This is a genomic window from Micromonospora sp. CNZ297 (assembly GCF_007827625.1).
Genome location: NZ_VISU01000002.1, coordinates 346499 through 372589, shown reverse-complemented (window position 1 = coordinate 372589; position 26091 = coordinate 346499). Strand labels below are relative to the sequence as shown.

The following is a 26091-nucleotide window of genomic DNA, read 5'->3' as shown; positions in this document are numbered from 1 at the left end:
CGGATATGACCCCGCTCACATACTGGGTGCCGAAGCGTGACTATGCTCGAAAAGTGCCCGGGTGACCCCCGCACCGCCGCGCCGCCGGTCGCTGACCACCGCTGACCACGCCGGCCGGTCCGTCTGCTCGACAGATCCTGGAGTCACCATGTCTTCGTCCACCCCGGACCCCGCCGATCCCGTCTTCCGCCTGCACGTCGGCGGCAAGATGGCAGTCGCCTCCACAGTGCCGCTGACCAGCCGCGAGGACCTCTCCCTCGCGTACACCCCGGGTGTGGCCCGGGTGTGCGAGGCGATCGCCGCCGACCCCGCGCTCGTCGACACCTACACCTGGGTGTCGCACACCGTCGCCGTGGTCACCGACGGTTCCGCCGTACTCGGTCTCGGCAACATCGGCCCGCGCGCCGCGCTGCCCGTGATGGAGGGCAAGGCGGTGCTGTTCAAGCAGTTCGCCGGCGTGGACGCGGTGCCGGTCTGCCTGGACACCCAGGACGTGGACGAGATCGTGGCGACGGTCAAGGCGCTCGCGCCCTCGTTCGGCGGGATCAACCTGGAGGACATCAGCGCCCCGCGCTGCTTCGAGGTGGAGCGCCGGCTCGACGAGGCGCTGGACATCCCGGTCTTCCACGACGACCAGCACGGCACCGCGATCGTGGTGCTCGCCGCGCTGCGCAACGCCGCGGCGCTGCTCAACCGCAAGCTCGGTGACCTGCGGGTGGCGGTCAGCGGCGCGGGCGCGGCCGGGGTGGCGGTCACCAAGATGCTGATCGCCGGCGGCGTCGACCCGGACCGGGTGGTGGTGTGCGACTCGCGCGGCATCATCGGCCGGCACCGCGAGCTGACCGGCACCAAGGCCGAACTGGCCGAGCTCACCAACGCCGAGGGCCGCCAGGGCGACATCACCGAGGCGCTGCGCGACGCGGACGTGCTCGTGGGCGTCTCCGGCGGCCAGATCCCGGAGGCGGCGGTGGCCGGCATGGCCCCCGGCGGCATCGTGTTCGCGCTGGCCAACCCCACCCCGGAGGTGCACCCCGAGGTGGCCGCCCGGCACGTGGCGGTGGTCGCCACCGGGCGCAGCGACTACCCGAACCAGATCAACAACGTGCTCGCGTTCCCGGGTGTGTTCCGGGGCGCGCTGGACGCCGGGGCCACCCGGATCACCGACTCGATGAAGGTGGCCGCCGCCGACGCCATCGCCGGCGTGGTGGCCGAGTCGCTGACCGCCGACGCGATCGTGCCGTCGCCGCTGGACCCGCGAGTCGCCCCGGCGGTGGCCGAGGCCGTCGCGGAGGCCGCCCGCCGCGACGGGGTCGCCCGCCGCTGAGATGTAAGGAAGGGGCCCTTCCTAACGCCTCCGGTAGAGGAAGGGCCCCTTCTTAACTGCTGCTCAGCTTGTTACCGTGCCGATCATGCGTGCTGCCTATGCCTCGGCCTTCGACGCCGACAACCCGCTCGCCGCGCTCGCCGTCGGCGACCGTCCCGAGCCGACCCACCCGCAGGACGACTGGGTCACCGTGCAGGTCCGGGCCAGCTCGCTCAACCACCACGACCTATGGTCGCTGCGCGGCGTGGGCCTGACCGCCGGCCAGCTCCCGATGATCCTGGGCTGCGACGCGGTCGGCACCGACCCGGACGGCAACGAGGTGGTCATCTACCCGGTGGTGCCCACCCCCGGTGACCCGCGCGGGGTCTCCATCCTCTCCGAGCACTACCAGGGCACGTTCGCCGAGCGTGTCGCCGTACCCCGGATGAACCTGCTGCCGCTGCCCGACGGCCTGTCGGCCACCGACGCGGCGTGCCTGCCCACGGCCTGGCTCACTGCGTGGCGGATGCTGACCACCAAGGGCCGGGTCGCCGACGGCGAGTCGGTGCTGGTCCAGGGCGCCGGCGGTGGCGTGGCCACCGCGGCCGTCGCGCTCGGCGTCGCGCTCGGCAAGCGGGTGTACGCGACCAGCCGCGACGCCGCCAAGCGGGAACGGATCGCCGAGCTGGGCGCGACCGCGCTGGAACCCGGCGCGCGGTTGCCGGAACGGGTCGACGTGGTGATCGAGACGGTCGGCGCGGCCACCTTCGACCACTCGCTCAAGTCGGCCGCCCCGACGGCCCGGATCGTGGTCTCCGGCGCCACCTCCGGGCACGAGCCCAAGATCAACCTGCGGCGGGTCTTCGCCATGCAGCTGGAGATCCTCGGCACCTCGATGGGCACCCCGGACGAGCTGACCGAGCTGCTCGCGTTCTGCGCCGAGCACGAGGTGCGCCCGGTGGTCGACCGGGTGGTGCCGTTCAGCGAGATCTCCGAGGCGTTCGCCCGGCTGCACTCCGGCGACGTCTTCGGCAAGGTGGTCGTCGACCACACCGCCTGACGCGGACGGCGCGCGGCGCGGGCGGCGTGTTAAGAAGGGGCCCCTTCTCTACCGGAGACGTTAAGAAGGGGCCCTTCCTTACAGGCGGTCGTCGAGGGTGGCCAGGTTGCCCCGGGCGGCGTCGGCCGGGAGGCGCTTCTTCGCCGCCGGGTCGCCGTAGAGCGTCCAGCGGAGGAACTCGACAGTGGTGTCGGCGACCACGCCCAGCGCCTTGCCGTCGCCGAGCAGCGCCCGGCCGTGGTCACCCTTCGGCAGGCTGAGCATCGCCTTCGGCCACGGCACCACGTCGTACACGGCCTTGCCGGCGGCGTACGACACCACCTCGTCGGCCTCGCCGTGCACGAACAGCTGCGGCGCGGCGGCGCCGGCGAACGCGGTGCCCACACCGAGCGCGGTGCCGGCGAAGACGATGCCCGCGTCCAGCCGCTCGTCCCGGCCCGCGGTGAACAGCCCGATCGTGGTCACGCCACCGGCGCTGTGCCCGGTCGCGGCCACCCGCTCCGGGTCCAGCCGGCCGCGCAGCGGATCGCCCGCCTTCTCGCCGAGCGCGAGCACGCGCGTCAGCACGTACGACACGTCGGCCGGCTGGTTGAGCACGTCCAGCGGGTTGCCGTCGGTGCCCCGGGAGGTGTGCGGGAAACGCGGCGCGGCGACCACGAACCCGGCCGCCGCCCAGCGGGTCAGCAGCGCCTGGTAGTCCTCCGGCCGGGCGCTGAGCCCGTGGCTGAACAGCACCACCGGGAACCGCCCGTCCGCCGCCGGGGCGGAACGTTCGACCGCGCCACCGGCCGCGCCCGCCGCCGGGTACCAGAGCGTCACCGGCAACGGCCGGTCGCCGTCGCGGTTCAGCTTCACCTGGCGTACGCCGACCGCGAAGCTCTCCGTGGGCGCCTTGCCGGCGGTTACGCGCGGCGCCGGCGTGGCACTGGTCGGTGGGGCGTCGGGGGCGGGCCGCCCGGCCGGGGCGGTGGGCTGCTCCGAGCAGCCGGTGAGGGCGGCGCCGAGCACGGCGGCGGTGATCAGGGCGGCGGGACGACGGCGCATGAACTCGATTGTGCCTCGCGATCGCGGCGGCCAGGCCCGGTCAGCGCGGCGGGTGACCGCCCGCTGACGCCCGGAGACGAGCCAGGTCGGCGGCGTCCTTGGCCCGGCGCTGGCGTTCCGGCATCCAGACCGGGAACATCTCCTTGAACTCGATCTGCGCGGCGACGCTGATCACCGGTGCCGCGAGCGGGCCGATCCGGCCGGGCGGCCCGGCCAGCATGCCTTCCGGCAGGGCGGTGCCCGCCCACGGTCCGGCGCCGACGACGACCCGGCCGTCCGCGTCCCGGTCGAGGTACGCGAAGCTCAGCTCGACGTCGTCGCGCAGCAGGTCGAGTTGCGTCGTGGCGGGCATCCGGGGGTCGGGGCGCCAGCCGAGCGCGCCGAGCCGGTCGGCCAGCGTCTCGGCGTCGCGCCGCCAGCAGTACCAGTCGACGTCGACATGCGGACGGGTCACCTCGCCGAGGTGGAAGTCCATCGCCCAGCCCCCGCGCAGCCACACGTCGATCCCGCACGCGCCGGCGACGTCGACGACCTCCCGAATGGCCCCCAGCTGCCGACCCGCCACCCCGTCCACCCCGCGCACGCTACCCACCCCGCCCGGACCCCGCTGCCCGCCCAGACCCTCACCCCCGCCCAGACCCGGTCGATCATGAAGTTGGCGGCGACAAACCGGACAGCGGACGCCGTCAACTTCATGATCGACGGGACAAGGGGGAGGGTGGGAGGTGGGGGGTGGGAGGCGGACGCTTCAGGTGGGGAGGGCGCGGGTGGTGAGGGTGGTGCCGGGCGCTGTCGCGTCGGTGGGGAGGCGGTGCAGGGCGGCGCGGTCGGCGTAGAGCGTCCAGCGCAGGAAGTCGGTGGTGGTGGCGAGCACCTGGGCGAAGCCGGGCCGTCCCGGCGTCAGGTACTCGCCGTGGCCCTGGCCGGTGAGGCTCAGGAAGGCGGCCGGCCCGAGGCAGCGGGCGTACGCGGCCCGGCCGATCGACTCCGGCACGATCCGGTCGGCGCTCCCGTGCACGAACAGCATCGGTGCGAGTGGGCGGGAGAGCCCGGCGACCATCCGGCCACCGGCGATCACGATTCCGGCCCGTACCGGGGACGGCTGCCCGGAGGCGAACATGCCGAGCGTGGTGTGCCCGCCGGCCGAGTGCCCGGCGGCGGCGAACCGGTCCACGGCCATGTGCGCGCCGAGCGGATCCCCGTGGCGGGCGCCCAGCCGGACCAGATGACGGATCAGTCGCCAGGCGTCGGCGGGCTGGTTGCGCACGTCGTCGCGGGTGTAGGCGCGGGCGCGCTGGTTCGTACGCGGATAGGTGGGTGCGACCACCACGAACCCGGCGGCGGCCCAGCGGGTGGTCAGCGCGGCGTGCAGGGCGGGCAGGCTGCGCAGCCCGTGGCTGTAGAGGACCACCGGGAAGCGTCCGGCCGCGAACGGCGCACCCGGCCGCACACGCGGTCCGGGGCTCGCCGGTGTGGCGCGTCCGGAGGGAGCCGCGACGACGGACGGCAGGGAGGAAGCGCGCGGCCCGCGCGGGCCCGGCAGGACCGGCGCCTGATCGGCACCTGCCGAGCCAGGGCCGGCCGAAGGAGGACCGGCCGAGCCAGGGCCGGCCGAGCCGGAACCAGTCGGGCCGGGGCCGGCCGTGTGCGGCCGTGCGGGAGACGGTGGTTGCGCCGGGTACCAGACGGTGACCGGCAGCGGCCGCCTGCCGTCCGGGTCGAGCGTGAACTGTCGCATCCCGACCGAGTACGGGCGCTCCGGCGCGGGCCCGACGGCGGCCGGGACCGGGTCGGGCGTGGCCACGGCCGGGCCGCAACCGGCCAGCAGCGCCGTCATCAGCGCGGCGACCAGCCGCTGCCCCCTCACACCTGCACGGTAGGCAGCCGAGCGGTCGGCCCGCGCCCGCCGTCCGGGCCGGTCGGTGCCGCCACCCGGGCGGCTCCCGCCTCCACCGGGTGGCCGGGTTTGCCCGATCCCGCCACCCGGATCCGCAGGTGGCGGCCCGGCGGGACATTCCGGTCCGGTCGGCTTCGCTAGGGTCAGCCGCATGGCTGAGAACTACACCGACCCGAGTGGCAACACCGCGCAGTTCCGCGCTTTCGTCGATTCTCCCGAGCCGGCCGCGTCGGCGTCGGCGTCGTCCCGCCTGCCGCTGATCGCCGGCGTGGCCGTCGCCGCCGTCGTGGTGGTCGCCCTGGTCGCCTGGATCGCCCTGGGCTGACCCGGCTGACCCGGGCTGACCGTGGCTGATCCGGCCCGGCCGCGCGGAGGGCCGGGCGGTCAGACGGCGAGCACCTCGCGGGTCTCGCGGGCGATCTCCCGCTCCTCGTCGGTGCCGACCACCAGCACCGCCACCTCCGCGCCGTCGGGGGAGACGAGCCGGTCGCCGTGGCCGTCGTTGCGCGCCGGGTCGACGGCGACACCGAGCCGCTCCAGCCCGGCCAGCGACGCCGCCCGTACCGGCGCGGCGTGCTCGCCGACCCCGGCGGTGAACGCGATCGCGTCGACCCGGCCGAGCAGCGCGTAGTACGCGCCGACGTAACCGGTGATCCGGCGGCAGTAGACGTCGAACGCCAGCGTCGCGTCCGGGTCACCGGCGTCGCGGCGGGCCAGCACCTCGCGCATGTCGTTGACGCCGGTCAGCCCGAGCAGGCCGCTGCGGTGGTTGAGCAGGTCGTCGATGTCGTCCACCACCATGCCGCCCTCGCGGCGCAGGTGGAAGATGACTGTCGGGTCGAGGTCGCCGCTGCGGGTGCCCATCACCAGGCCCTCCAGCGGGGACATGCCCATCGAGGTGGCCACGCTGCGCCCACCCTGGACGGCGCACGCGCTCGCCCCGTTGCCCAGATGCAGCGTGATCGTGTTGAGCTGGTCGTACGGGCGGTCGAGCAGGTCGGCGACGCGACGCGAGACGTACGCGTGCGAGGTGCCGTGGAAGCCGTAGCGGCGCACCCCGTACCGCTCGGCGGTGGCCTTGTCGATCGCGTACGTGGCGGCGGCCTCGGGCAGCGTGTGGTGGAACGCGGTGTCGAAGACCGCCACCTGCGGGACGTCCGGCAGCGCCTCCCGGGCCACCCGGATGCCGGCGAGGTTGGCCGGGTTGTGCAGCGGCGCGAGCGGCACCAGATCCTCGATCGCGGCGACGACCGCGTCGTCGATGCGTACCGGCGCGCTGAACTTCCGCCCGCCGTGCACCACCCGGTGGCCGACGCCGGTCAGCCCGGTCAGGTCGAGCCGGCCGATGATCTCCCGGACCGCGCTCTCGTGGTCGGCCGGCCCGCCGCCGGGTTCGCCGATCCGTTCGACCGTGCCCTTGTCCAGGACGTCGTCGCCGTCGTACAGCCGGTACTTGACCGACGAGGATCCGCTGTTGAGGACCAGGATGCGGCTCATTCCGACGCCTCCGCGGCGGCCTGGATGGCGGTGATCGCCACCGTGTTGACGATGTCCGGCACTGTGGCGCCGCGGGACAGGTCGTTCACCGGCCGCCGCAGGCCCTGCATGACCGGCCCGACCGCCACCGCCCCGGCCGACCGCTGCACCGCCTTGTACGTGTTGTTGCCCGTGTTCAGGTCCGGGAAGATGAACACCGTGGCCCGCCCCGCGACCGGGCTGTCCGGCAGCTTGGTGGCTGCCACCTGCGGGTCGATCGCGGCGTCGTACTGGATCGGGCCCTCGACCAGCAGGTCCGGCCGGCGTTCCCGGACCAGCTTGGTGGCCGCCGCGACCTTCTCCACGTCGGCGCCGGCGCCGGAGCTGCCGGTGGAGTACGACAGCATCGCCACCCGCGGCTCGATGCCGAACCGGGCCGCCGTGTCGGCCGACGAGATGGCGATGTCGGCGAGCTGGTCGGCGTCGGGGTCGGGGTTGACGGCGCAGTCGCCGTACACCAGCACCCGGTCGGCGAGCAGCATGAAGAAGACGCTGGAGGCGACGGAGACGCCGGGCACGGTCCGGATGATCTCGAAGGCCGGGCGGATGGTGGCGGCTGTGGTGTGGGTGGCGCCGGAGACCATGCCGTCGGCATGACCGGTCTGCACCATCATCGTGCCGAAGTAGTTGGGCTGCGCCACGATGTCGTGCGCCAGCTCCACGGTGACGCCGCGGTGGGCGCGCAACTGCGCGTACGCCTGCGCGAACTCGTCCCGCCACGGGCTGGTCACCGGGTCGACGACCTGGGCGTCACCGAGGTCGACGCCCAGCTCCCGGGTCCGCCGGGCGATCTCGTCCGGGCGGCCGAGCAGGGTGATCTCGGCGACGCCCCGGCGCAGCAGCACCTCGGTCGCGCGCAGGATCCGCTCGTCGGCGCCCTCGGGCAGCACCAGCCGGCGGCGCCGGGCGCGGGCCCTGTCGATCAGGTCGTTCTCGAACATCAGCGGGGTGACCCGCGCGGACCGGCTGACCCGCAGCCGGCGGGCCAGGTCGTCGGTGTCCACGCAGCGTTCGAACGCGCCGAGCGCGGCCTCGACCTTGCGCGGGTTGGCGGTGCTGGGGCGGCCCTCGATCCGGCTGGACGCGGCCACCGTGTCGTAGCTGTCGCTCGGCACCGACAGCACGGGGAGCCCGGTGTTCATCCGCTCGACCAGGCGCATGGCCCGCGGATCGGGCTGCTCGCCGAGCGTGAGCACCAGCCCGGCCAGCGACACCTGCCCGGCCACGTGCGCGGCGCCGGCGGCGACCAGCAGGTCCGCCCGGTCGCCCGGGGTGATCACCAGCGCCCCGTCGGTGAGGTGGTCCAGCAGCGTCGGCACGTGCGCCGCGCCCACCACGTAGTCGAGCACGTCGCGGTCGAGTGCGGTCTCGTCGCCGGTGAGCACCGTGCCGTGCAGCGCCGCCGCCACCTCGGCCACCGTCGGCGCCGACACGGTCGGCACCTCGGGGATCGCGTACGCGGGCACCGGCAGCTCGGGCAGCGTCATCGGCTCCGGCACGCGGTTGGCCAGCGCCGCGATCACCGTCGCGCCGAGGTCGGCCAGATCGTGGTACGCGCCGCGCAGCGCCGCCGCGATCGTGTCGGGCGTCTGCCCGAACCCGTCCACGACGGGCACCACGACGCTGCCGAACTCGGTCGCCAGCCGGGCGTTGAAGGCCAGCTCACGGGGACCGGTGCCGTCGCCGTAGGCGAAGTCGCTGCCGACCACCACTATCGCCGGGCAGCGCCGCTCGACCTCCCGGTAGCGGGTGACGATCCGGGAGATCAGCTCCTCCCGGCGGCCGTCCGCGACGAGCGCGCTCGCCTCGGCGTACGTGGCGCCGTACAGCTCGTCGACCGGCAGTTCCATCCGGTAGCGCTCGGTGAGCAGGGCGAGGATCGGGTCGGTGCCGTCACCGGCGACGAGCGGCCGGAACGCACCTATCCGTTCCACCTGGCGGGACAACAACTCGGCCAGGCCGAGCGCCACTGTCGATTTTCCCCCGCCCGAACCAACGCCGGTCAGGTACACGCTGCGCGCCACGGCACCCAACCTACAAGATCGAGGTCAGTGCTGCCCGTTCTGCCTGGTCACACCGGCTAGCCAGGGGAGAAGGCGGGACTTTTTCGCATCTACACTTGCCGCGTGGATGGCCCGACCGCACTGATTCCCGTCGTACCGGAATCGCCCCCCGTCTTCGTCGACCCGAGCGGACGGCGACGCCGGCGGCTGCGCCGTCTCGCCTACTGCGCCGGCGCGGCGGGTGTGGTCTACACGGTCATGGTCGGGGTCAGCTTCGCCGGCGGGCCGATCGCCCCGGACAGCGTCATCCCGTTCGTCGAGCCGACCAGCGAGCAGCGGCTGCCCTCGCCGAACCCGCCGGCGTCGCCCGCGCCCGCTGTGACCCGTCCCACGCCGGACGCGCCCGCCGACGTCCGGACCGCTCCGGTGCGGGTGCCGGCCACCTCCGTCGCCCCCGCCGCCACGGCCTCGCCGAGCCCTCGGTACCCACGGCCGACCCGGACCGCCCCGACCGTGCCGCGGACCACCCCGGCGGCCACCACCGCGCCGCCCACCGCCCCCACTGCCGAGGTGCCGCCGCCACCCGCTGTCGATCCACCGCCGGTCGTCGACCCGCCCGCCGACCCCGTCGCGCCGGCCGATCCCGCCGATGAGTGACGAGGCGCCCGCCCGCCCGTCGACAGGTGACCAGCCCACCGCCCCACTGGACCCGCGCCGCGTGCACGCCGCCCGCCGGCACCGGGCCGGGCGGCGGCCGGACGACGCGTCCACAGTCGTGCTGGACGTCCGGCAGACCCCCGGCGCGCGGCAGATCCCCGGCGCGCGCCGGTCCCGTGGGCGGCGTCTGCTGCCCCGGCCGAGCTGGGCCCTGGTCACCATGGTCGTGGTCGTCCTGGCCGGTCTGCTGGTCGTCGAGGCGTACACGAACGCCGCGTTCGTGCCCGACAACCGGGTGACGCCCGGCAGCCAGCGGGAGGTCCCCAGCTCGGTCATCGGGGGCGGCCCGATCGTCAACGTCGGCGCGGAGGGCCGGACCCAGTCGCACCGGCTGCCGCCGCGTACCGTCGCGCTCACCTTCGACGACGGGCCCGACCCGCGGTGGACGCCGGAGGTGCTGCGCGTCCTGGACAAGTACCAGGTGAAGGGCACCTTCTTCGTCATCGGCTCACAGGTCGTCCGCAACCCGGAGGTGACCCGCCGGCTGGTGACCGAGGGACACGAGCTGGGCGTGCACACGTTCACCCATCCCGACCTCGCCGCGCTGCCGGACTGGCGGCGGGAACTGGAGTACGCGCAGACGCAGCTCGCCGTCGCCAGCACCACAGGCGTCCGGCCGTCGCTGCTGCGGTTCCCGTACTCGTCCCGCGCGGACGCCTACACCGACCGGGACTGGCCGATGCTGCGGCAGGCCGGCGAACTGGGCTACCTCACAGTGGTCAACGACGTCGACAGCCGGGACTGGGAGCTTCCGTCGGTCGAGGAGATGGTCGCCAACGCCACGCCGGACGGGACGGCCGGCACGATCGCGCTCTGGCACGACGCGGGCGGCGACCGGTCCGGCACCGTGGCCGCGCTGGACCGGTACATCCCGATGATGCTGGAGCGCGGCTACCGCTTCACCACGGTCAGCGAAGGGCTCAACCAGACGTTCGCGGCGGCAGGCGTATCAGGCCCGGTCGGCGGGCAGACGGCGGCCCCGCTCGACGAGCGGTGGCGGGGACACGTGCTGGTCGGCGCGGTACGCGTGGCAGACGGCATGTTCGGGATGCTCGGCGTCTTCTTCGTGCTCGTCGGGGTGCTCACCGTCGGCCGGGCCCTGCTGCTGTTCGTCCTGGCACCACGGCACGCGGCCCGCCGCCGTCGCCGCGACTGGTCCTGGGGGCCGCCGGTCACCGAACCGGTCTCGGTGATCGTCCCCGCGTACAACGAGCGGGAGGGCATCGCCGCGGCGGTCCGCTCGCTGGCCCTGGGCGACCACCCCGGCGGCATCGAGGTGGTGGTGGTCGACGACGGCTCGACCGACGGCACCGCCGACATCGTGGCGGCGCTGCGCCTGCCGAACGTCCGGGTCGTGCGCAAGCCCAACGGCGGCAAGCCGAGTGCGCTGAACACGGGTGTCGCGCTGGCCCGGCACGACCTGATCGTCATGGTCGACGGCGACACGATCTTCGAGCCGGACTCGGTGCGCCGGCTGGTCCAGCCGTTCGCCGACCCCCGGGTCGGCGTGGTCGCCGGCAACGTCAAGGTCGGCAACCGCCGCGGCCTGATCGCCAAGTGGCAGCACATCGAGTACGTCATCGGCTTCAACCTCGACCGCCGCCTCTACGAGACGCTGCGCTGCATGCCCACCGTCCCGGGTGCGATCGGCGCGTTCCGGCGCCAGGCGCTGGAGCAGGTGGGCGGCATGACCGACGACACGCTGGCCGAGGACACCGACGTCACCATCGCCCTCGGCCGGGCCGGCTGGCACATCGTGTACGAGGAGAGCGCCCGCGCCTGGACCGAGGCCCCGACCACCGTCGGCCAGCTGTGGAAGCAGCGGTACCGGTGGAGCTACGGCACCCTCCAGGCGATGTGGAAGCACCGGCGCTCGGTGATCGACAGCGGTCCGTCGGGCCGGTTCGGCCGCCGGTGCCTGTCGTTCCTGACGCTGTTCGGCGTGCTGCTGCCGCTGGCCGCACCGGTGATCGACCTGCTCGCGATCTACGGGCTGATCTTCCTGGATCGCAGCGACACGGTGGTGGCCTGGCTGGCGATGCTCGCGCTCCAGCTCCTCACCGCGGTGCTCGCCTTCCGGCTGGACCGGGAGAAGCTCGGCGTGCTCTGGGTGCTGCCGTTGCAGCAGTTCGTCTACCGGCAGGTGATGTACCTGGTGCTGCTCCAGGCCGTCGGCACCGCGCTGACGGGCGGCCGGCTCGGCTGGCAGAAGCTGCGGCGTACCGGAGACCTCCGGGTCGCCGGGCGGGGCGCGACCGGCTGAGACCCGGCCGCGCGGTGCGTCGGTCCGTCGCCCGGTCAGTCGTCGTCCGGGTCGTCGAGGCGGGCCAGCCAGGTGGCGAACCGCTCGATCGGGGTCTCGAACTCCGGGTTCAGATCGATGAAGTCACGCAGCCGCTCGCCCAGCCACTCCATGCTGACCTGCTCGTCGCCACGGCGCTCGACCAGCTCCTCGATGCCACGGTCGGTGAAGTACACGGTGTTCCTCTCGTCGTCGTACGGCAGCGGCCCGCCCCGGGTCGGGACGGGCCGCTGCCGGTGATGTCACGGGCGGGGGAGAGCCGCCTCGATCAGCGCGTTCTGCTCGACCTCGTGCATCTTCGCCGAGCCGACCGCCGGGGCGGCGGCGGCCGGGCGGGAGATGCGGCGCAGCCGGACCTCGGGCAGGTGCTCCAGCAGGTTGAGCGCGACGAACGACCAGGCGCCCTGGTTGGCCGGCTCCTCCTGGACCCAGGCGAAGTCCTCGGCGTTCGGGTACTGCGCCAGCGCGGCCCGGACCTCCTCGACGGGCAGCGGGTAGAGCTGCTCCATCCGGATGATCGCGGTGTCGGTGACGCCCCGCTCCTGCCGGGCCTGGAACAGGTCGTAGTAGACCTTGCCCGAGCAGAGCAGCACCCGCTTCACCTGCTCCGGCGCCGGAGCCGCGGTGTCGGCCAGCACCGGCTGGAACGTCCCGGTGGTGAAGTCCTCCACCGGCGACACGCAGAGCTTGTGCCGCAGCAGCGACTTCGGCGTGAACACCACCAGCGGCTTGCGCTTGGGCGACAGGGCCTGGCGGCGCAGCAGGTGGAAGTAGTTCGCCGGGGTGGTCGGGATGGCCACCCGCATGTTGTCCTCGGCGCAGAGCTGGAGGAACCGCTCCGGGCGGCCGGAGGTGTGGTCCGGGCCCTGGCCCTCGTGGCCGTGCGGCAGCAGCAGGGTCACCGCGGAGCGCTGGCCCCACTTCACCTCGCCGGAGGAGATGAACTCGTCGATCACCGACTGGGCGCCGTTGACGAAGTCACCGAACTGGGCCTCCCAGGCCACCAGCGCGTTGATGTTCTCCACCGAGTAGCCGTACTCGAAGCCCATGGCCGCGTACTCGGAGAGCAGCGAGTCGTGGACGAAGAAGCGCGACCGCTCGCCGTCGGCGGTGAGCGACTTCAGCGGCAGGTAGTCCTCGCCGGTCTTGGCGTCGACCACCGAGGCGTGCCGCTGGACGAACGTGCCGCGGCGCGAGTCCTGCCCGGCGAGCCGGACGGTGACCCCGTCGTGCAGCAGCGTGCCGAACGCGATGATCTCGGCGAAGCCCCAGTCGATGCCGCCCTCGACGGACATCTTGCGGCGCCGCTCCAGCAGCTGCTGGATCCGCTTGTGCGGGGTGAAGCCCTCCGGCAGGTTGACGTGCGCCTCGCCGATCGCCTTGACCACTGCGGCGTCGGTGGCGGTGTCGACCTGCGGCTCCGGCTCCTCCTCCCGCGCCGGGCGGCTGAGCTGACGCGGGGTGGTCGCGGCGTCCCGGGTGGCCTTGAAGACCCGCTCAAGCTGCCCCTGGTAGTCGCGCAGCAGCTCCTCCGCGTCCTCCACGGTGATGTCGCCGCGCCCGATCAGCTCCTCGGTGTAGAGCTTCCGGACGGACCGCTTCGAGTCGATGATCTTGTACATCTCCGGGTTGGACATCGACGGGTCGTCGCCCTCGTTGTGCCCGCGCCGGCGGTAGCAGACCATGTCGATCACGACGTCCTTGTTGAACGCCTGCCGGTACTCGAACGCGAGCCGGGCCACCCGGACCACGGCCTCCGGGTCGTCGCCGTTCACGTGGAAGATCGGCGCCTGGATCATCCGGGCCACGTCGGTGCTGTAGAGGCTGGACCGGCTGTACTCCGGGGCGGTGGTGAAGCCGACCTGGTTGTTGACGACCACGTGCACGGTGCCGCCGGTGCGGTAGCCGCGCAGCTGGGACAGGTTGAGCGTCTCGGCCACAACGCCCTGGCCGGCGAAGGCGGCGTCACCGTGCACCGCCAGCGGCAGCACGGTGTAGCCCTCCAGCTTGAGGTCGATGCGGTCCTGCTTGGCCCGGACGATGCCCTCCAGCACCGGGTCCACGGCCTCCAGGTGCGACGGGTTCGCCACCACCGACACCTTGACCGCGTGCTCGCCGTCCGGGGTGGTGAACTTGCCGTTCTGGCCGAGGTGGTACTTCACGTCGCCCGAGCCCTGCGTGGACCGCGGGTCGAGGTGCCCCTCGAACTCGGAGAAGATCTTCTCGTACGGCTTGCCGACGATGTTCGCCAGCACGTTGAGCCGGCCGCGGTGGGCCATGCCGATGACGACCTCGTCCAGCCCGGCCTCGGCGGAGCACTCCAGCACCTCGCCGAGCAGCGGGATCAGCGACTCGCCGCCCTCCAGCGAGAAGCGCTTCTGGCCGACGTACTTGGTCTGGAGGAACGTCTCGAACGCCTCGGCGGCGTTGAGCCGGTTCAGCACGTGCTTCTGCTCGTCGGAGCTGGGCTTCTCGTACTTGCGCTCGACCCGCTCCTGGATCCAGCGCCGCTCCTCCGGGTCCTGGATGTGCATGTACTCGATGCCGACCCGGCGGCAGTACGAGTCGCGCAGCACGCCGAGGATCGACCGCAGCTTCATCCGCTGCTGGCCGGCGAAGCCGTTGACCGGGAAGACGCGGTCGAGGTCCCAGAGCGTGAGCCCGTGCTGGAGCACGTCCAGGTCCGGGTGCTTACGGATCTTGAACTCCAGCGGGTCGGTGTCGGCCATCAGGTGGCCGCGCACCCGGTACGCGTGGATCAGCTCGTGCACCCGAGCGGTCTTGTTGATCTGGCCCTCGCTGTCGACGGCCACGTCGCGCATCCAGCGCACCGGCTCGTACGGGATCCGCAGCGAGGTGAAGATGTCGTCGTAGAAGCCGCGCTCGCCGAGCAGCAGCTCGTGCATGACCTTCAGGAACTCGCCGGACTGCGCGCCCTGGATGATCCGGTGGTCGTACGTGCTGGTCAGCGTGATGACCTTGCTGACCGCGTTCTCGGCCAGGGTGGCCTCGCTCATGCCCTGGTAGGGGGCCGGGTATTCCATCGCGCCGACGCCGATGATGGCGCTCTGCCCCTGCATCAGGCGCGGGATCGAGTGCACCGTGCCGATGCCGCCCGGGTTGGTGAGCGAGATCGTGGTGCCGGAGTAGTCCTCCATGGTCAGCTCGTTGCGGCGGGCGCGCCGGACCACGTCCTCGTACGCCTGCCAGAACTGCCGGAAGTCCATCTGCTCGCAGCCCTTGATGGACGGCACCACCAGGTTGCGCGAGCCGTCCGGCTTGACCAGGTCGATCGCGATGCCCAGGTTGACGTGCTCCGGGCGGACCATCGCCGGCTTGCCGTCGACCTCGGCGAAGGAGTTGTTCATCTCCGGGTGCTCGACGACCGCGCGGACGAGCGCGTACCCGATCAGGTGGGTGAAGCTGACCTTGCCACCGCGACCGCGGGTCAGGTGGTTGTTGATCACGATGCGGTTGTCGACGAGCAGCTTGGCCGGGACGGCGCGCACGCTCGTGGCGGTCGGGACGGCGAGCGACGCGTCCATGTTCTGCACGATCTTGGCGGCGACGCCGCGCAGCGGCGTGGTGCCCGCGGCGCTCGCGGTCGGCGCCTTGGCGGCCGGCTTGGCCGGGGCGGACTTCTTGGCCGGCTCGGGCGCCTTCGCCGCCGGCTTGGCGGCGGGCTTGGCCGGAGCGGGCGCGGCCTTGGGGGCGGCCTTCGGCTCGGTCTTGGCGGGCTGCGCGGTGACGGTCGCCACCGCCTCCTGCTGCTCGGCCGGCTCCGGCTTCGCGGCCGGCTTGGCCTGCCCGTCCGGGCGCGGTGTGGCGGCGCCCGGGGCCGGCCGGTAGTCGGCGAAGAAGTCGTGCCAGGCCGAATCGACGCTCGAGGGGTCGGCGAGGTAACGCTGGTACATCTCCTCGACGATCCACTCGTTCGGGCCGAAACCCGCCAGTGGGTTCTCCTGCGAAGTCTGCTGGGTCGACACGGCCGCTAATCGCCTCTTTCACGCGGTTGTGAATGTCACGGTGGCCCCCGGTGACCCCCGGTTGCCGACGCTGGGTAAACCGATGCCAAGGCTACGCCGTGCGCTGCGCGCAGGCATTCTCGCCTCCGGCTGGTGGTCCGTTTCACAGAAGATGCCAGAAGTTCGGCAAACGCTGCGTGATCCGTCGACTCCTGCTAGACGAGCGAGACCCCGGCCGATGACGTCCGTCACCGACCGGGGTCCGTCCCCGACGCGAGGTCAGGAGATGTCGCGCTTGCGGATCGTGGCCACGCCGATCGCGCCGGCCACCACCGCGTACCCGATCAGCACCAGGGCGCCGGCCCACTGCGGCGGGTTACCAGGGATGTCCGTGTCACCGCCGACCATGAGCCCGGAGGCCAGCGACGGGACCAGCAGCTGGAGCTTGTTGATCCAGTCGCCGTACCGCGCCGCGAGGAGGCTGAGGACGATGACCGCGCCGATCGCGCCGCCCAGGTAGAACAGGATGCCGGTCACGGTGGCGCCGATCTGGCTGCGGATCAGCACGCCGAGCCCGACGCCGAGCACCGACCACAGCAGGTACGCCAGGCCGTTGAGCGCGATCGCCCGCCACACGGCGCCGCTGCCGAGCTGCGAGCCGACGTCCACCGAGCTGAGGATCAGCGGCGCGGTGACCAGGTTCAGCACCGTGGTGACGAGCCAGAACAGCAGCGCCAGCACGCCGGCCGCGGCCAGCTTGGCCAGCATCACAGCGGTGCGGTGCGGCGCGGTGAGGAACGTGGTGGTCACCGTCTGGTGGAAGAACTCGCTGGTCACCACCACGATGCCCAGCAGCAGCACGATGAGCAGCCCGAAGAACTGGCCGTTCGTGTAGAGGTTGGCCGCCAGGTTGTCGGCGGCCGAGATGGCCTGCAACTGGTCGGACTGGTCGGCCGGCACCTCGCCGAAGTCCCCGCCGGCCAGCGCCTCGGTCTGCAACCAGTTGAAGAACAGCGTGAGCGCCCACAGCGCCAGGCTGATCAGCCCGAAGATCCACCAGGTGCTGGTGGTACGGATCTTGAGCAGTTCGGATCGGACAAGCGTCATCGGATCTCCGCCTTTCCGGCCGTCAGCTCCAGGAAGACCCCTTCGAGGTCGGGGCGCTCGGTGGTCAGCTCGTGCAGCTCGACCTTGGCGGCCAGCGCGACGCGGCCCACAGCCGGCGCGTCCACGCCGGTCACCAGCAGCGCGCCGTGCGGGTCGGTGTCGACGACGGCCGACTGCTCGCGCAGCGCCGCGGTCAGTTCGTCGGCCTGCGGGGTGCGCACCCGCACCCGCACGTCGTGCGTCATCGACGCCATCACCTGGTCGACCGGGCCCTGCCGGACCAGCTTGCCGGCCGCGATGATCACCACGTCGTCGGCGAGCAGCTGCATCTCGGAGAGCAGGTGGCTGGAGACCAGCACCGTCCGTCCCTCGGCGGCCAGCCCCTTGAGGAAGCCGCGCATCCAGCGGATGCCCTCCGGGTCCAGGCCGTTGGCCGGCTCGTCCAGGATCAGCACCTGCGGGTTGCCGAGCATCGCGGCGGCGATGCCGAGCCGCTGCTTCATGCCGAGCGAGTAGCCCTTGAACTTGCGCTTGGCGGCGGGCGAGAGCCCGACCAGGGCGAGCGCCTCGTCGGCGCGCTCCTTCGGCAGGCCCGCCGCAGCGCAGATCACCCGCAGGTGGTTGATGCCGGTGCGGCCCTTGTGCGCGCTGGACGCCTCCAGCACCGCGCCGACCGTACGCAGCGGATCGGGCAGGTCGGCGTACCTGCTGCCGCCGATGGTGGCCGTGCCGGCGCTCGGCGTCACCAGGTTGAGCAGCATGCGCAGCGTGGTCGTCTTACCGGCGCCGTTGGGGCCGAGGAAGCCGGTGACCCGGCCCGGCTCGACCGTGAACGACAGGTTGTCCACCGCGCGGACGGTCTTGTATTGCTTGGTCAGGCCGGACACGATGATCTGGCCGGTCCCGGCACTGGGGCGTGGCTGCCCGTCGGACATCATTCTCCTCTCCTGCCCCGGCGGGCTCGTCGCGCGCCGGTGGGGGCGCCGTTGCGGGGGCACCCGGCAACAGCCTTCCAACCCGGCGCAAGGGGGTCAATCAGGCGGGACGCGTACGCGCCGTCCTCCTCAGGGAGGAGATCACCGGGTCGGCAGCGCCACCCAGGTGGCCCGGGCGCGGCCGAGCAGCGCGCCGTCCGAACCGTACAGGCTGGTGTGCACCTCGGCCTTGCGTCCCTCACCGCCGACCGCGAGGCCCGTCACCACGCACTCGTCGCCGGGCCGTGGCAGCGCCGTGACCTGCGCGGCGATCCGCCCCAGCACGTACGGCCGGCCGGGCGCGAGCACCGCCCAGCCACCCGGGCAGTCCAGCGCCGCCCACACAGTCGAGGGCACCACGTCGGCCGGCGCGCGGAACGGCGCGGCGGTCCGCCCGTCCGGCAGCCGCCCGGGGAAGATCCGCAGCCCGTCCGGGTTCGCCGGGCCGCAGACGTAGCAGCGGGGGAAGGGGTGGTCGACCAGACCGGGGTACGCCCGCGCGGCGTCGGCCGCCGTCGCCCGGTCCACCGGCGGCACCACCGCGTCGACCGGTTCGACCCGGCGTACCTGGGCGATCAGGTGTCCGTCCGGATCGCGTACCTCGCCGTCGGCGGCGGTCAGCGGCGTGTCCAGCGGCGGCGGCCGGCGCAACGTGACCTCCACCGGGCCCCGGTCGTCGATCAGCGCGGCGAAGATCCCGGCGCTCCAGCCGCCGTTGCCGGAGCCGTCCGGCCCCTGGAAGCGGGCCTCGACCAGCATGTGCACCTCCGGTTCCCCTCCGCCGGCGCCGTCGCGGGCGGTCCGCCCGGCAGCCTCGCACACGCCGGTCCCGTCCCGGCCGTCCCGGTTCGCACGCCACCGCCGACCGGCGTTCACCGGATCGACACCCCTCATCCCGCCCGGTGGCAACCCGGGGCACCTACACAGGAGTCATGGCCGTTCTGCACGCCGCTGGCGCACCGCTCACGACCAGCGGTTACACCCTGCTGATCGCCGACGACCCGACACTGGTCGCGGCCGCGCAACGCCTGCGCCACGAGGTGTTCGCCGGCGAACTCGGCGCCACCCTGCCGACCGCCGCCACCGGGCTCGACACCGACGGGTTCGACGCGTACTGCGACCACCTGGTGGTGCTGCACGAGGGGACCGGGGAGGTCGTCGGCACGTACCGGCTGCTGCCGCCCGGCCGCACCGACCGCCGGTACGCCGACGCCGAGTTCGACCTGGGCCCGCTCGCCCCGCTCCGCGACGACCTGGTCGAGGCGGGCCGCTCCTGCGTCCACCCGGACCACCGCACCGGCGCCGTGATCAACCTCATGTGGGCCGGGATCTGCCGCTACCTGCACCTGCGCGGCGCCCGCTGGCTCGGTGGCTGCGCCTCGGTGCCGGTCGCCGACGGCGGGACCGCCGCCGCGCAGGTGTGGGCCGAGGTCACCGCCCGGCACCTCGCCCCGCCGCTGCTGCGGGTCACCCCGCGCCGGCCCTGGTTCGCCGAGGCGCCCGCCGCCGACCTCGCCGCGCTCACCCCGGCGCGACGCCGGGCGCTCGTGCCGCCGCTGCTGCGCGGCTACCTGCGGCTGGGCGCCTGGGTGGCCGGCGAGCCCGCGTACGACAGGGACTTCGGCTGCGCCGACTTCTACGTGCTGTTCTCGCTGGACCGGATGAACCCGCGCTACCTGCGGCACTTCCTCGGCGAGGCCGGGTCGTGACCGCCGCCGCCGAGCCGTGGGCGGCCGGTCCGGTTGCCGGGGAGGGCCTGTGGCGGCCCGCCTCGGGCTGCGGGCCGGACTGTCTGCCGCCGCACGCCGCCCCGGACGTGTCGTGGCTGCGCCGGGCCGGGCGGCTGCTCGGCGTACTCGGAATGCTCCTGGCCGGGACGGGCCTGGTCGCGCTGCTGCCGGTGCTGCCCGCCGCCCGGGGCCGGGCCGCGTTGCGGGGCTGGGCGCGGTGGACGCTGCGTACCCTCGGGGTGCGTCTGCTGGTCCGCGGCCGGGCGCCGCGCGGGCGCGCGCTGCTGGTCGCCAACCACGTGTCCTGGCTGGACGTCCTGGCGGTGATCGCCGTGTCGCCGGCCCGGATGCTGGCGAAGCGCGAGGTCCGGAGCTGGCCGCTGGTGGGTGCCCTGGCCGCCGCGGCGGGCACCGTCTTCGTGGACCGGTCCCGGCCGCGTGACCTGCCGGCCACCGTCGCGCGGGTGGCCGGCGCGCTGCGGTCCGGGCGGTCGGTGGCGGTGTTCCCGGAGGGTACGACCTGGTGCGGCGCCGCGACGGACTGCCGCCCGAGCCGCGGCTTCCGCCCGGCGATGTTCGAGGCCGCCGTGGCGGCGGGTGCGCCGGTGGTGCCGTTGAGCCTGGGCTACCGGTACGCGGGCGACCCGAGCACGCTGCCCGCCTTCCTCGGCGAGGAGACGCTCTGGGCGTCGATGCGCCGGGTGCTCGCCGCCCGGGACCTGACCGTGTCGGTGACGCTGAGCGCCGCGCTGCACCCGGCCGAGGGCGCGGACCGCCGGGCGCTGGCCCGGATCGCCGAGGCCGCGGTCCGTCCGGCCCCGCGTCCCGTGCTCGCGACCCAGCTCGACCTGGCGGCCTGACCGCTCAGTCGTCGGGGACGCGACATAGTCGCGATAGTGTCTTGTTCAGTCGCGATGTATCGCGTTATGCTCCTCGCAACACCTGGCGTGCCGTGGGCCGGTACGCCGACGAGGGGAGCGTGTCATGGCCAGTTGGACGGTCGACAACCCGCAGCGCATCACGCTGGACGAGCCGATCACCCGGCTCGACGCCGAACTGATCAGCGGCCGGCTGAACGTGGTCGGCGCCGACGGTCCGGCCCGGGTCGACGTGACCCGGATCAGCAGCCGGCCGCTTCTCGTCGAGGTACGCGACGGGCGGCTGACGATCCGGCACAAGCGCAAGCCCGGCCTGCTCGGCATCTTCTCCTGGTTCGGCAACCGGATCCGGGCCGAGGTGTCGGTCGCCGTTCCGCCGGACGTGCTCGCCACCCTGTCGGTGGTCAGCGGCGCGCTCGTCGCCTCCGGGCTGCGCCGGGAGACCCGGGTCGACGTCACCTCCGGGCAGGTCACGCTGCGCGGTCTGCGGGGACGCACCAGCGCGAAGGTCATCTCCGGGCCGGTCGAGGCGCTCGGCATCGGCGGCGACCTGGACCTGGAGACGGTCTCCGGTGAGCTGATCCTCGCCGACAGCGCGCCCGAGCGGGTCCGCGCGCACGCCGTCTCCGGCTCGATCACCTGCGACCTGGACAACCCGCGCGGCAGCGAGATCCGGCTCAGCGCCATCTCCGGCAGCATCACCGTGCGGGTCCGCGAGGACAGCGACCTCACAGTGCACCTGCACACCACCTCCGGCAAGATCACCAGCGGCTTCCCCCAGGTGGACGGCGGTGGGCGCGGGCTGGGCTCGATCAAGGACAGCCACGGTGTGCTCGGTGGGGGTGCGGGTAGGCTCTGGGCCTCCGCGACCTCCGGCAGCATCGCGCTGCTCGCCCGCCCGGTCGCGCCCGCCGACCATGTGGAGGACGTGCCGTGACCGCCGTGTTCAGCCACGGCCGGCTCCGGCTCTACCTGCTGAAGCTGCTCGACGACGGCCCGAAGCACGGCTACGAGCTGATCCGTCTGCTGGAGGAGCGCTTCCTCGGCCTGTACGCGCCCAGCGCCGGCACCATCTACCCGCGCCTGCAACGGCTGGAGGCGGAAGGGCTGGTCACGCACACCGCCGCGGGCGGGCGCAAGGTCTACGAGATCACCGAGGCGGGCCGCGCCGAACTGCGGCAGCGCGCCGACGAGCTGTCGACGCTGGAGAGCGACATCGGCGCCGCCGTCGAGGACCTCTCCGCGCTGGCCGGTGAGATCCGCACCGAGGTACGCGGATCGGTGCGCGACCTGAAGCGGGAGCTGCGCGAGGCGGCCCGGCAGACCCGGCAGGGCGGCTGGACGGCGTCCGCGACCACCCGGCCGGCGGGCGACGGGGGATCGGCCCGCCCGGACGAGTCGCCGCTGCTCGCCGACTTCGACCAGCGGCTCGCCGCGTTCACCGTCGAGGTCGGGGCGCTGGTCCGGGCCCGGCGGCTCAGCGACAACCAGCTCCGTACCGCGATCCGGCTGCTCGACGGTGCGCTGGAAGGGCTGCGGCGGCTGCTCCGCTGATCTCACAGGTTGTTTCCAGGGAGCACCCAGCGCGGCCGCAGCCGGAGCACGGATGATGGGTGCCATGGCGGCTACCCAGACCGAGGCCCGGCTTCTCGTCGTCGAGGACGATCCCAACATCCTCGAACTGCTCTCCGCGAGCCTGCGCTTCGCGGGCTTCGACGTGGCCACCGCGACCAGCGGCAGCGCCGCACTCAACGCCGCCAAGGACCACCGGCCCGACCTGGTGGTGCTCGACGTGATGCTGCCCGACCTGGACGGCTTCGAGGTCATCCGGATGCTGCGCGAGGGCGGTACGCGTACCCCTGTGGTGTTCCTGACCGCGCGTGACGCCACCGACGACAAGATCCGCGGGCTCACCCTGGGCGGCGACGACTACGTCACCAAGCCGTTCAGCCTGGAGGAGCTGACCGCCCGTATCCGGGCCGTGCTGCGGCGTACCGCGACCGGTGAGCAGGCCCCGTCCCGCCTCACCTTCGCCGACCTGGAGCTGGACGAGGAGACCCACGAGGTGCACCGGGCCGGCCAGCGGGTGCAGCTGTCGCCGACCGAGTTCAAGCTGCTGCGCTACCTGATGCTCAACGCCAACCGGGTGCTCAGCAAGGCGCAGATCCTCGACCACGTCTGGAACTACGACTTCCGCGGTGACGACAACATCGTCGAGTCCTACATCTCGTACCTGCGGCGCAAGGTCGACAACACCCAGCCCCGGCTGATCCACACGCTCAGGGGAGTGGGATACGTGCTCCGCAAGCCGGCGGCGTGAACGTCGTCCACGACGCGAAGGGCAGGCTGCGCAGCGTCCCGCTCCGGCTGAAGCTCGTCGCCGCGGTCCTCGCGCTCGTGGCTGTGGCGCTGGTGGTGATCAGCGGCCTGACGGCGTTCCTGCTGCGGAACTATCTGATCGGGCAGGCGGACGACCAGCTCCGCGGCGGCGCGTACACGGTGGCCAACACGCTCGACAAGGCCGGCGGCGGCGGGATCAAGATCACCATTCCGTCGGACTACGTGGCGTCCGTCATGGCGCCCGGTGAGCTGCCGGAGGAGCCGACGCGCTACGAGGGCCTGCGCGAAGAGGAACTGCCCCGGTTCCCCGCCGACTACGCGGGCTACCAGGAGCGGGTGGGCGACCCGTTCACCGTGCGCTCCGAGGACGGCCGCAGCCGGTGGCGGATGCTCTACACCGCCCTGCCCGACGGGCGGATCATCGCGCTCGGGCAGCACCTCACCGGCGTAGACTCCGCGGTCGGCCGGCTGGTCTGGATAGACCTCCTGGTCGGCGGCGCGGTGCTGATCTCGCTGGCGTCGGTGGGCGCCGGGATCGTCCGTACCAGCCTGAAGCCGCTGGTGGAGATAGAGCGTACGGCGGCCGCCATCGCCGGCGGCGACCTGACCCGGCGGGTGCCCGACCCGGAGATGGGGCGGCCGTGCCCCACCTCGGAGCTGGGCCGCCTGTCCCGGGCGCTCAACGCGATGCTCGCGCAGATCGAGGCCGCGTTCACCGCGCGGGCCGCCTCCGAGGCGGCGGCGCGCAGCGCCGAGATGGGCGCGCGGGACGCCGCCGCGTACGCGCAGGCGTCGGAGGCGCGGGCCCGCCGGTCCGAGGAGCGGATGCGGCAGTTCATCGCCGACGCCTCGCACGAGCTGCGCACGCCGCTGACCACCATCCGGGGCTTCGCCGAGCTGTACCGCCAGGGCGCGGCGCGTGCGCCGGAGCAGACCGCCGACCTGCTGCGCCGCATCGAGGACGAGGCGTCCCGGATGGGTCTGCTGGTGGAGGACCTGCTGCTGCTGGCGCGGATGGACCGGGAACGGCCGATCGCGCTGGCCCCGGTCGAGCTGCCGGTGCTGGCGTCCGACGCGGTCGAGGCGGCCCGGGTGGTCGCCCCGGACCGGCGGATCGAGCTGGAGCGGGAACCGGGCGCCGGGCCGCTGGTGGTGCTCGGCGACGACGCGCGCCTGCGCCAGGTGATCGGCAACCTGATGACGAACGCGCTCACCCACACGCCGCCGGACACCTCGGTGACGCTGCGGCTGCGGGCCGAGGCGGGCAACCTCGCCGTGGTGGAGGTGGCGGACACCGGTCCCGGCCTCACCCCGGAGCAGGCCGAACGGGTCTTCGAGCGGTTCTACCGGGTGGACGCCGCCCGTACCCGCCGGGCCGGCGGGCCGATCAGCACCGGCCTCGGCCTGGCCATCGTGGCCGCGCTCGTCGCCGCGCACCACGGCACCGTCGAGGTGGCGGAGACACCGGGCGGAGGGGCGACCTTCCGGGTGAAGCTGCCGCTGCTGCCCGAGGAGCCCGAGCCCGGCGAGTGACATTCAGAAAACTTCCAGGCGGATTACAGGCTGGTGACAGTGCTACGGGGAAAGCTGATGGCATGACCGACCACGAGACCGATCCGCAGCGGTCGCCGGCCCCCGCCGACGCCGAGCCGTCGCACCACACCGCCGAGCTGCCCCGCGTCGAGAGCGGGACGTCGGACTCCTCCAGCACCCCGGCCGCGGCGTCGGTTCCGGCCGACTCCCCGGCCGCCGGAACCAGCACGCCCGCCGGGCACACGAACCCGGCGGTGAGCGCCGGAAACACCGCGCCCGCCGGGCCGTACCCGCCGCAGCCGGCGACGCCGTCCGCGCCGCCGTACCCGGCCTCGGGGCAGCCGCACCCCTGGTACGGGCAGCAGCACCAGCAGGGCGGCTGGAACCAGCAGACCGCCGCGGGCTACCCGTCCAGGCAGCACGGTGGGCCGGTGCCGTCGTACCAGGCACAGCCGTACCAGACGCAGCAGGGATACCAGTCGTACCAGCCCGGGCAGCCGATGCCGCAGTGGGGCCCGCAGCAGCCGGCACGCCCCAGCCGGGCCGGGAAGTTCGTCGGCGCGGGCGCGCTGGCGCTGGTCCTGATGCTCGGCTCCGGCGCGGCCGGTGGCGCGCTCGCCCTCGCGCTCGACGGGGACGGTCCCACCCGCACCTACTCCGCCGCGCCGGTGATCAACAGCGCCGACCTGCCCAAGATCGCGGCCTCCGTCCAGGACAGCATCGTCACGATCATGACGAACAGCGGTGAGGGCTCCGGGGTGATCCTCAGCGCCGACGGGTTCGTGCTCACCAACAACCACGTCGTCGCCGGCGCCGGCGGCGACACCGTGCGGGTGGTCTTCGCCGACGGCAAGAGCGCCTCCGCGAAGATCGTCGGCACCGACCCGAAGACCGACCTCGCTGTGGTCCAGGCCAGTGGCGTCAGCAACCTGAAGGCGGCCAAGTTCGGCGACAGCGACGCCATGCAGGTCGGTGACCAGGTGCTCGCCCTGGGCAGCCCGCTCGGCCTCCAGGGCTCGGTCACCGCCGGCATCCTCAGCGCCCGCGACCGCACCATCCAGGCGGGGGAGGGCGGCCAGCAGAACCCGCAGCAGGGCGCCAGCTCGATCTCAGGCCTGCTCCAGACCGACGCCCCGATCAACCCGGGCAACTCCGGCGGCGCGCTCGTCAACACCCGGGGCGAGGTGATCGGCATCAACACCGCCATCGCCACCGCCGGGCAGGGCAGCACCGGAAACATCGGCGTGGGCTTCGCCATCCCGAGCAACAAGGCCAAGAACGTGGCCGAGAAGCTCCAGCGCGGCGAGAAGATCAGCCACCCCTCGCTCGGGGTGAGCGTGAACGGCGCCGAGGACGGCGGCGCGCTGGTCGCCGCGGTCACGCCCGGCAGCCCCGCCGAGAAGGCCGGGATCCAGCGCGGCGACGTGATCACCAAGTTCGGCGACAAGGTGATCAACGACTCGAACGACCTGGTCGGCGCCGTGCAGGCCGGCAAGGTCGGTGACCGGGTCGAGGTGCAGTACAAGCGAAACGGATCCACCGAGAACGCAACCGTGACGCTCGCCGAGACGTCATAGTCCCGAGGACCTGCCTCCCTCCCGGGCGGGGGGGGGGGGGGGCCCCGGGGGGGGGGGGGGGGCCCCCCCCCCCCCCCCCCGGGGGGGCCCCCCCCCGCGGGGGGGCCCCCCCCCCCCCCCCGCGC

The 26091-nt window shown here is 73.3% G+C and carries 22 protein-coding genes; 12 read left to right on the top strand and 10 right to left on the bottom strand.

The window, feature by feature from the left end; all coding sequences use genetic code 11:
* Positions 1 to 148: 148 nt before the first annotated feature.
* Together FB454_RS05165 and FB454_RS05160 are read left to right on the top strand one after the other, a co-directional pair.
* On the top strand, positions 149 to 1324 hold the full coding sequence (locus FB454_RS05165; protein ID WP_013288351.1) for an NAD(P)-dependent malic enzyme: 1176 nt from the start codon (positions 149 to 151) through the stop codon (positions 1322 to 1324).
* 76 nt (positions 1325 to 1400) lie between these two features.
* Positions 1401 to 2363 (top strand): zinc-binding dehydrogenase, encoded by a 963-nt coding sequence (locus FB454_RS05160; RefSeq protein ID WP_049800099.1) that lies wholly within the window; start codon positions 1401 to 1403, stop codon positions 2361 to 2363.
* A 78-nt stretch (positions 2364 to 2441) separates the two neighbouring features.
* Here the strand turns inward: FB454_RS05160 and FB454_RS05155 are convergent, their stop codons facing one another.
* From FB454_RS05155 to FB454_RS05145, 3 genes are all read right to left on the bottom strand, one after another.
* Positions 2442 to 3407: an alpha/beta hydrolase gene (locus FB454_RS05155; protein WP_145822589.1), complete on the bottom strand. Its 966-nt coding sequence runs from the start codon at positions 3405 to 3407 to the stop codon at positions 2442 to 2444.
* A gap of 40 nt (positions 3408 to 3447) precedes the next feature.
* Entirely contained in the window at positions 3448 to 3990 is a 543-nt protein-coding gene (locus FB454_RS05150) for a nucleotidyltransferase domain-containing protein (protein WP_145822588.1), read from the bottom strand.
* Between the two features lie 165 nt (positions 3991 to 4155).
* Positions 4156 to 5274, bottom strand: a complete 1119-nt coding sequence (locus tag FB454_RS05145; protein WP_047894697.1) for an alpha/beta hydrolase family protein — start codon at positions 5272 to 5274, stop codon at positions 4156 to 4158.
* Positions 5275 to 5455: 181 nt separating this feature from the next.
* Here FB454_RS05145 and FB454_RS34775 point away from each other — a divergent pair, with 181 nt between their 5' ends.
* Positions 5456 to 5629, top strand: a complete 174-nt coding sequence (locus FB454_RS34775) for a hypothetical protein (protein WP_186461534.1) — start codon at positions 5456 to 5458, stop codon at positions 5627 to 5629.
* Positions 5630 to 5688: 59 nt separating this feature from the next.
* Here the strand turns inward: FB454_RS34775 and FB454_RS05140 are convergent, their stop codons facing one another.
* Entirely contained in the window at positions 5689 to 6801 is a 1113-nt protein-coding gene (locus FB454_RS05140) for an acetate/propionate family kinase (RefSeq protein WP_145822587.1), read from the bottom strand.
* On the bottom strand, positions 6798 to 8873 hold the full coding sequence (gene pta / locus FB454_RS05135) for a phosphate acetyltransferase (protein ID WP_085985949.1): 2076 nt from the start codon (positions 8871 to 8873) through the stop codon (positions 6798 to 6800). Before pta ends, FB454_RS05140 begins: the two co-directional genes overlap by 4 nt.
* 93 nt (positions 8874 to 8966) lie before the next feature.
* On the opposite strand from pta, the gene FB454_RS34770 reads away from it, so the two are divergent.
* Together FB454_RS34770 and FB454_RS05125 are read left to right on the top strand one after the other, a co-directional pair.
* Complete coding sequence (locus FB454_RS34770) at positions 8967 to 9500, top strand: hypothetical protein (protein WP_186461532.1); 534 nt, start codon at positions 8967 to 8969, stop codon at positions 9498 to 9500.
* The gene (locus tag FB454_RS05125; protein ID WP_145822585.1) at positions 9493 to 11823 is read left to right on the top strand and encodes a bifunctional polysaccharide deacetylase/glycosyltransferase family 2 protein; all 2331 of its coding nucleotides are present in this window, start codon (positions 9493 to 9495) and stop codon (positions 11821 to 11823) included. Before FB454_RS34770 ends, FB454_RS05125 begins: the two co-directional genes overlap by 8 nt.
* Positions 11824 to 11858: 35 nt before the next feature.
* Here the strand turns inward: FB454_RS05125 and FB454_RS05120 are convergent, their stop codons facing one another.
* From FB454_RS05120 to FB454_RS05100, 5 genes are all read right to left on the bottom strand, one after another.
* The gene (locus FB454_RS05120) at positions 11859 to 12038 is read right to left on the bottom strand and encodes a DUF6104 family protein (RefSeq protein ID WP_013288341.1); all 180 of its coding nucleotides are present in this window, start codon (positions 12036 to 12038) and stop codon (positions 11859 to 11861) included.
* Between the two features lie 66 nt (positions 12039 to 12104).
* Positions 12105 to 15848: a multifunctional oxoglutarate decarboxylase/oxoglutarate dehydrogenase thiamine pyrophosphate-binding subunit/dihydrolipoyllysine-residue succinyltransferase subunit gene (locus FB454_RS05115; protein ID WP_145822584.1), complete on the bottom strand. Its 3744-nt coding sequence runs from the start codon at positions 15846 to 15848 to the stop codon at positions 12105 to 12107.
* 258 nt (positions 15849 to 16106) lie between these two features.
* Positions 16107 to 16934, bottom strand: coding sequence for an ABC transporter permease (locus tag FB454_RS05110; RefSeq protein WP_013288339.1), 828 nt, complete (start codon positions 16932 to 16934; stop codon positions 16107 to 16109).
* Positions 16931 to 17872 carry an ABC transporter ATP-binding protein gene (locus FB454_RS05105; RefSeq protein ID WP_013288338.1) on the bottom strand — a complete coding sequence of 314 codons (942 nt, stop codon included), beginning with the start codon at positions 17870 to 17872 and terminating at the stop codon, positions 16931 to 16933. Before FB454_RS05105 ends, FB454_RS05110 begins: the two co-directional genes overlap by 4 nt.
* A 138-nt stretch (positions 17873 to 18010) precedes the next feature.
* A complete protein-coding gene (locus FB454_RS05100; RefSeq protein ID WP_145822634.1) occupies positions 18011 to 18667 on the bottom strand; it encodes a hypothetical protein in 657 nt (218 codons plus the stop codon).
* Positions 18668 to 18840: 173 nt separating this feature from the next.
* Here FB454_RS05100 and FB454_RS05095 point away from each other — a divergent pair, with 173 nt between their 5' ends.
* The 7 genes from FB454_RS05095 to FB454_RS05065 all read left to right on the top strand — a co-directional run bounded on the left by FB454_RS05095 (position 18841) and on the right by FB454_RS05065 (position 25966).
* Entirely contained in the window at positions 18841 to 19617 is a 777-nt protein-coding gene (locus tag FB454_RS05095; RefSeq protein ID WP_013475288.1) for a GNAT family N-acetyltransferase, read from the top strand.
* On the top strand, positions 19614 to 20498 hold the full coding sequence (locus FB454_RS05090) for a lysophospholipid acyltransferase family protein (protein ID WP_091330855.1): 885 nt from the start codon (positions 19614 to 19616) through the stop codon (positions 20496 to 20498). Before FB454_RS05095 ends, FB454_RS05090 begins: the two co-directional genes overlap by 4 nt.
* 124 nt (positions 20499 to 20622) lie before the next feature.
* Complete coding sequence (locus FB454_RS05085) at positions 20623 to 21453, top strand: DUF4097 family beta strand repeat-containing protein (protein ID WP_013475290.1); 831 nt, start codon at positions 20623 to 20625, stop codon at positions 21451 to 21453.
* On the top strand, positions 21450 to 22070 hold the full coding sequence (locus FB454_RS05080) for a PadR family transcriptional regulator (RefSeq protein ID WP_030271849.1): 621 nt from the start codon (positions 21450 to 21452) through the stop codon (positions 22068 to 22070). Before FB454_RS05085 ends, FB454_RS05080 begins: the two co-directional genes overlap by 4 nt.
* Positions 22071 to 22134: 64 nt before the next feature.
* Positions 22135 to 22836, top strand: a complete 702-nt coding sequence (locus tag FB454_RS05075; protein WP_030271847.1) for a response regulator transcription factor — start codon at positions 22135 to 22137, stop codon at positions 22834 to 22836.
* Positions 22833 to 24389 carry a sensor histidine kinase gene (locus tag FB454_RS05070; protein WP_013475292.1) on the top strand — a complete coding sequence of 519 codons (1557 nt, stop codon included), beginning with the start codon at positions 22833 to 22835 and terminating at the stop codon, positions 24387 to 24389. The genes FB454_RS05075 and FB454_RS05070 overlap by 4 nt, the downstream gene beginning before the upstream one ends.
* 62 nt (positions 24390 to 24451) lie before the next feature.
* Positions 24452 to 25966, top strand: a complete 1515-nt coding sequence (locus tag FB454_RS05065; protein ID WP_145822583.1) for a trypsin-like peptidase domain-containing protein — start codon at positions 24452 to 24454, stop codon at positions 25964 to 25966.
* Positions 25967 to 26091: the final 125 nt, after the last annotated feature.

Bases quoted from the DNA above. Each gene is read 5' to 3' on its own strand.
- FB454_RS05165 (WP_013288351.1), top strand. From the start codon at position 149: ATGTCTTCGTCCACCCCGGACCCCGCCGATCCCGTCTTCCGCCTGCAC.
- FB454_RS05105 (WP_013288338.1), bottom strand. From the start codon at position 17,872: ATGATGTCCGACGGGCAGCCACGCCCCAGTGCCGGGACCGGCCAGATC.
- FB454_RS05075 (WP_030271847.1), top strand. From the start codon at position 22,135: ATGGCGGCTACCCAGACCGAGGCCCGGCTTCTCGTCGTCGAGGACGAT.
- FB454_RS05110 (WP_013288339.1), bottom strand. From the start codon at position 16,934: ATGACGCTTGTCCGATCCGAACTGCTCAAGATCCGTACCACCAGCACC.
- FB454_RS05065 (WP_145822583.1), top strand. From the start codon at position 24,452: ATGACCGACCACGAGACCGATCCGCAGCGGTCGCCGGCCCCCGCCGAC.
- FB454_RS05155 (WP_145822589.1), bottom strand. From the start codon at position 3,407: ATGCGCCGTCGTCCCGCCGCCCTGATCACCGCCGCCGTGCTCGGCGCC.
- FB454_RS05125 (WP_145822585.1), top strand. From the start codon at position 9,493: ATGAGTGACGAGGCGCCCGCCCGCCCGTCGACAGGTGACCAGCCCACC.
- FB454_RS05100 (WP_145822634.1), bottom strand. From the start codon at position 18,667: ATGCTGGTCGAGGCCCGCTTCCAGGGGCCGGACGGCTCCGGCAACGGC.
- FB454_RS34775 (WP_186461534.1), top strand. From the start codon at position 5,456: ATGGCTGAGAACTACACCGACCCGAGTGGCAACACCGCGCAGTTCCGC.
- FB454_RS05095 (WP_013475288.1), top strand. From the start codon at position 18,841: ATGGCCGTTCTGCACGCCGCTGGCGCACCGCTCACGACCAGCGGTTAC.
- FB454_RS05140 (WP_145822587.1), bottom strand. From the start codon at position 6,801: ATGAGCCGCATCCTGGTCCTCAACAGCGGATCCTCGTCGGTCAAGTAC.
- FB454_RS05085 (WP_013475290.1), top strand. From the start codon at position 20,623: ATGGCCAGTTGGACGGTCGACAACCCGCAGCGCATCACGCTGGACGAG.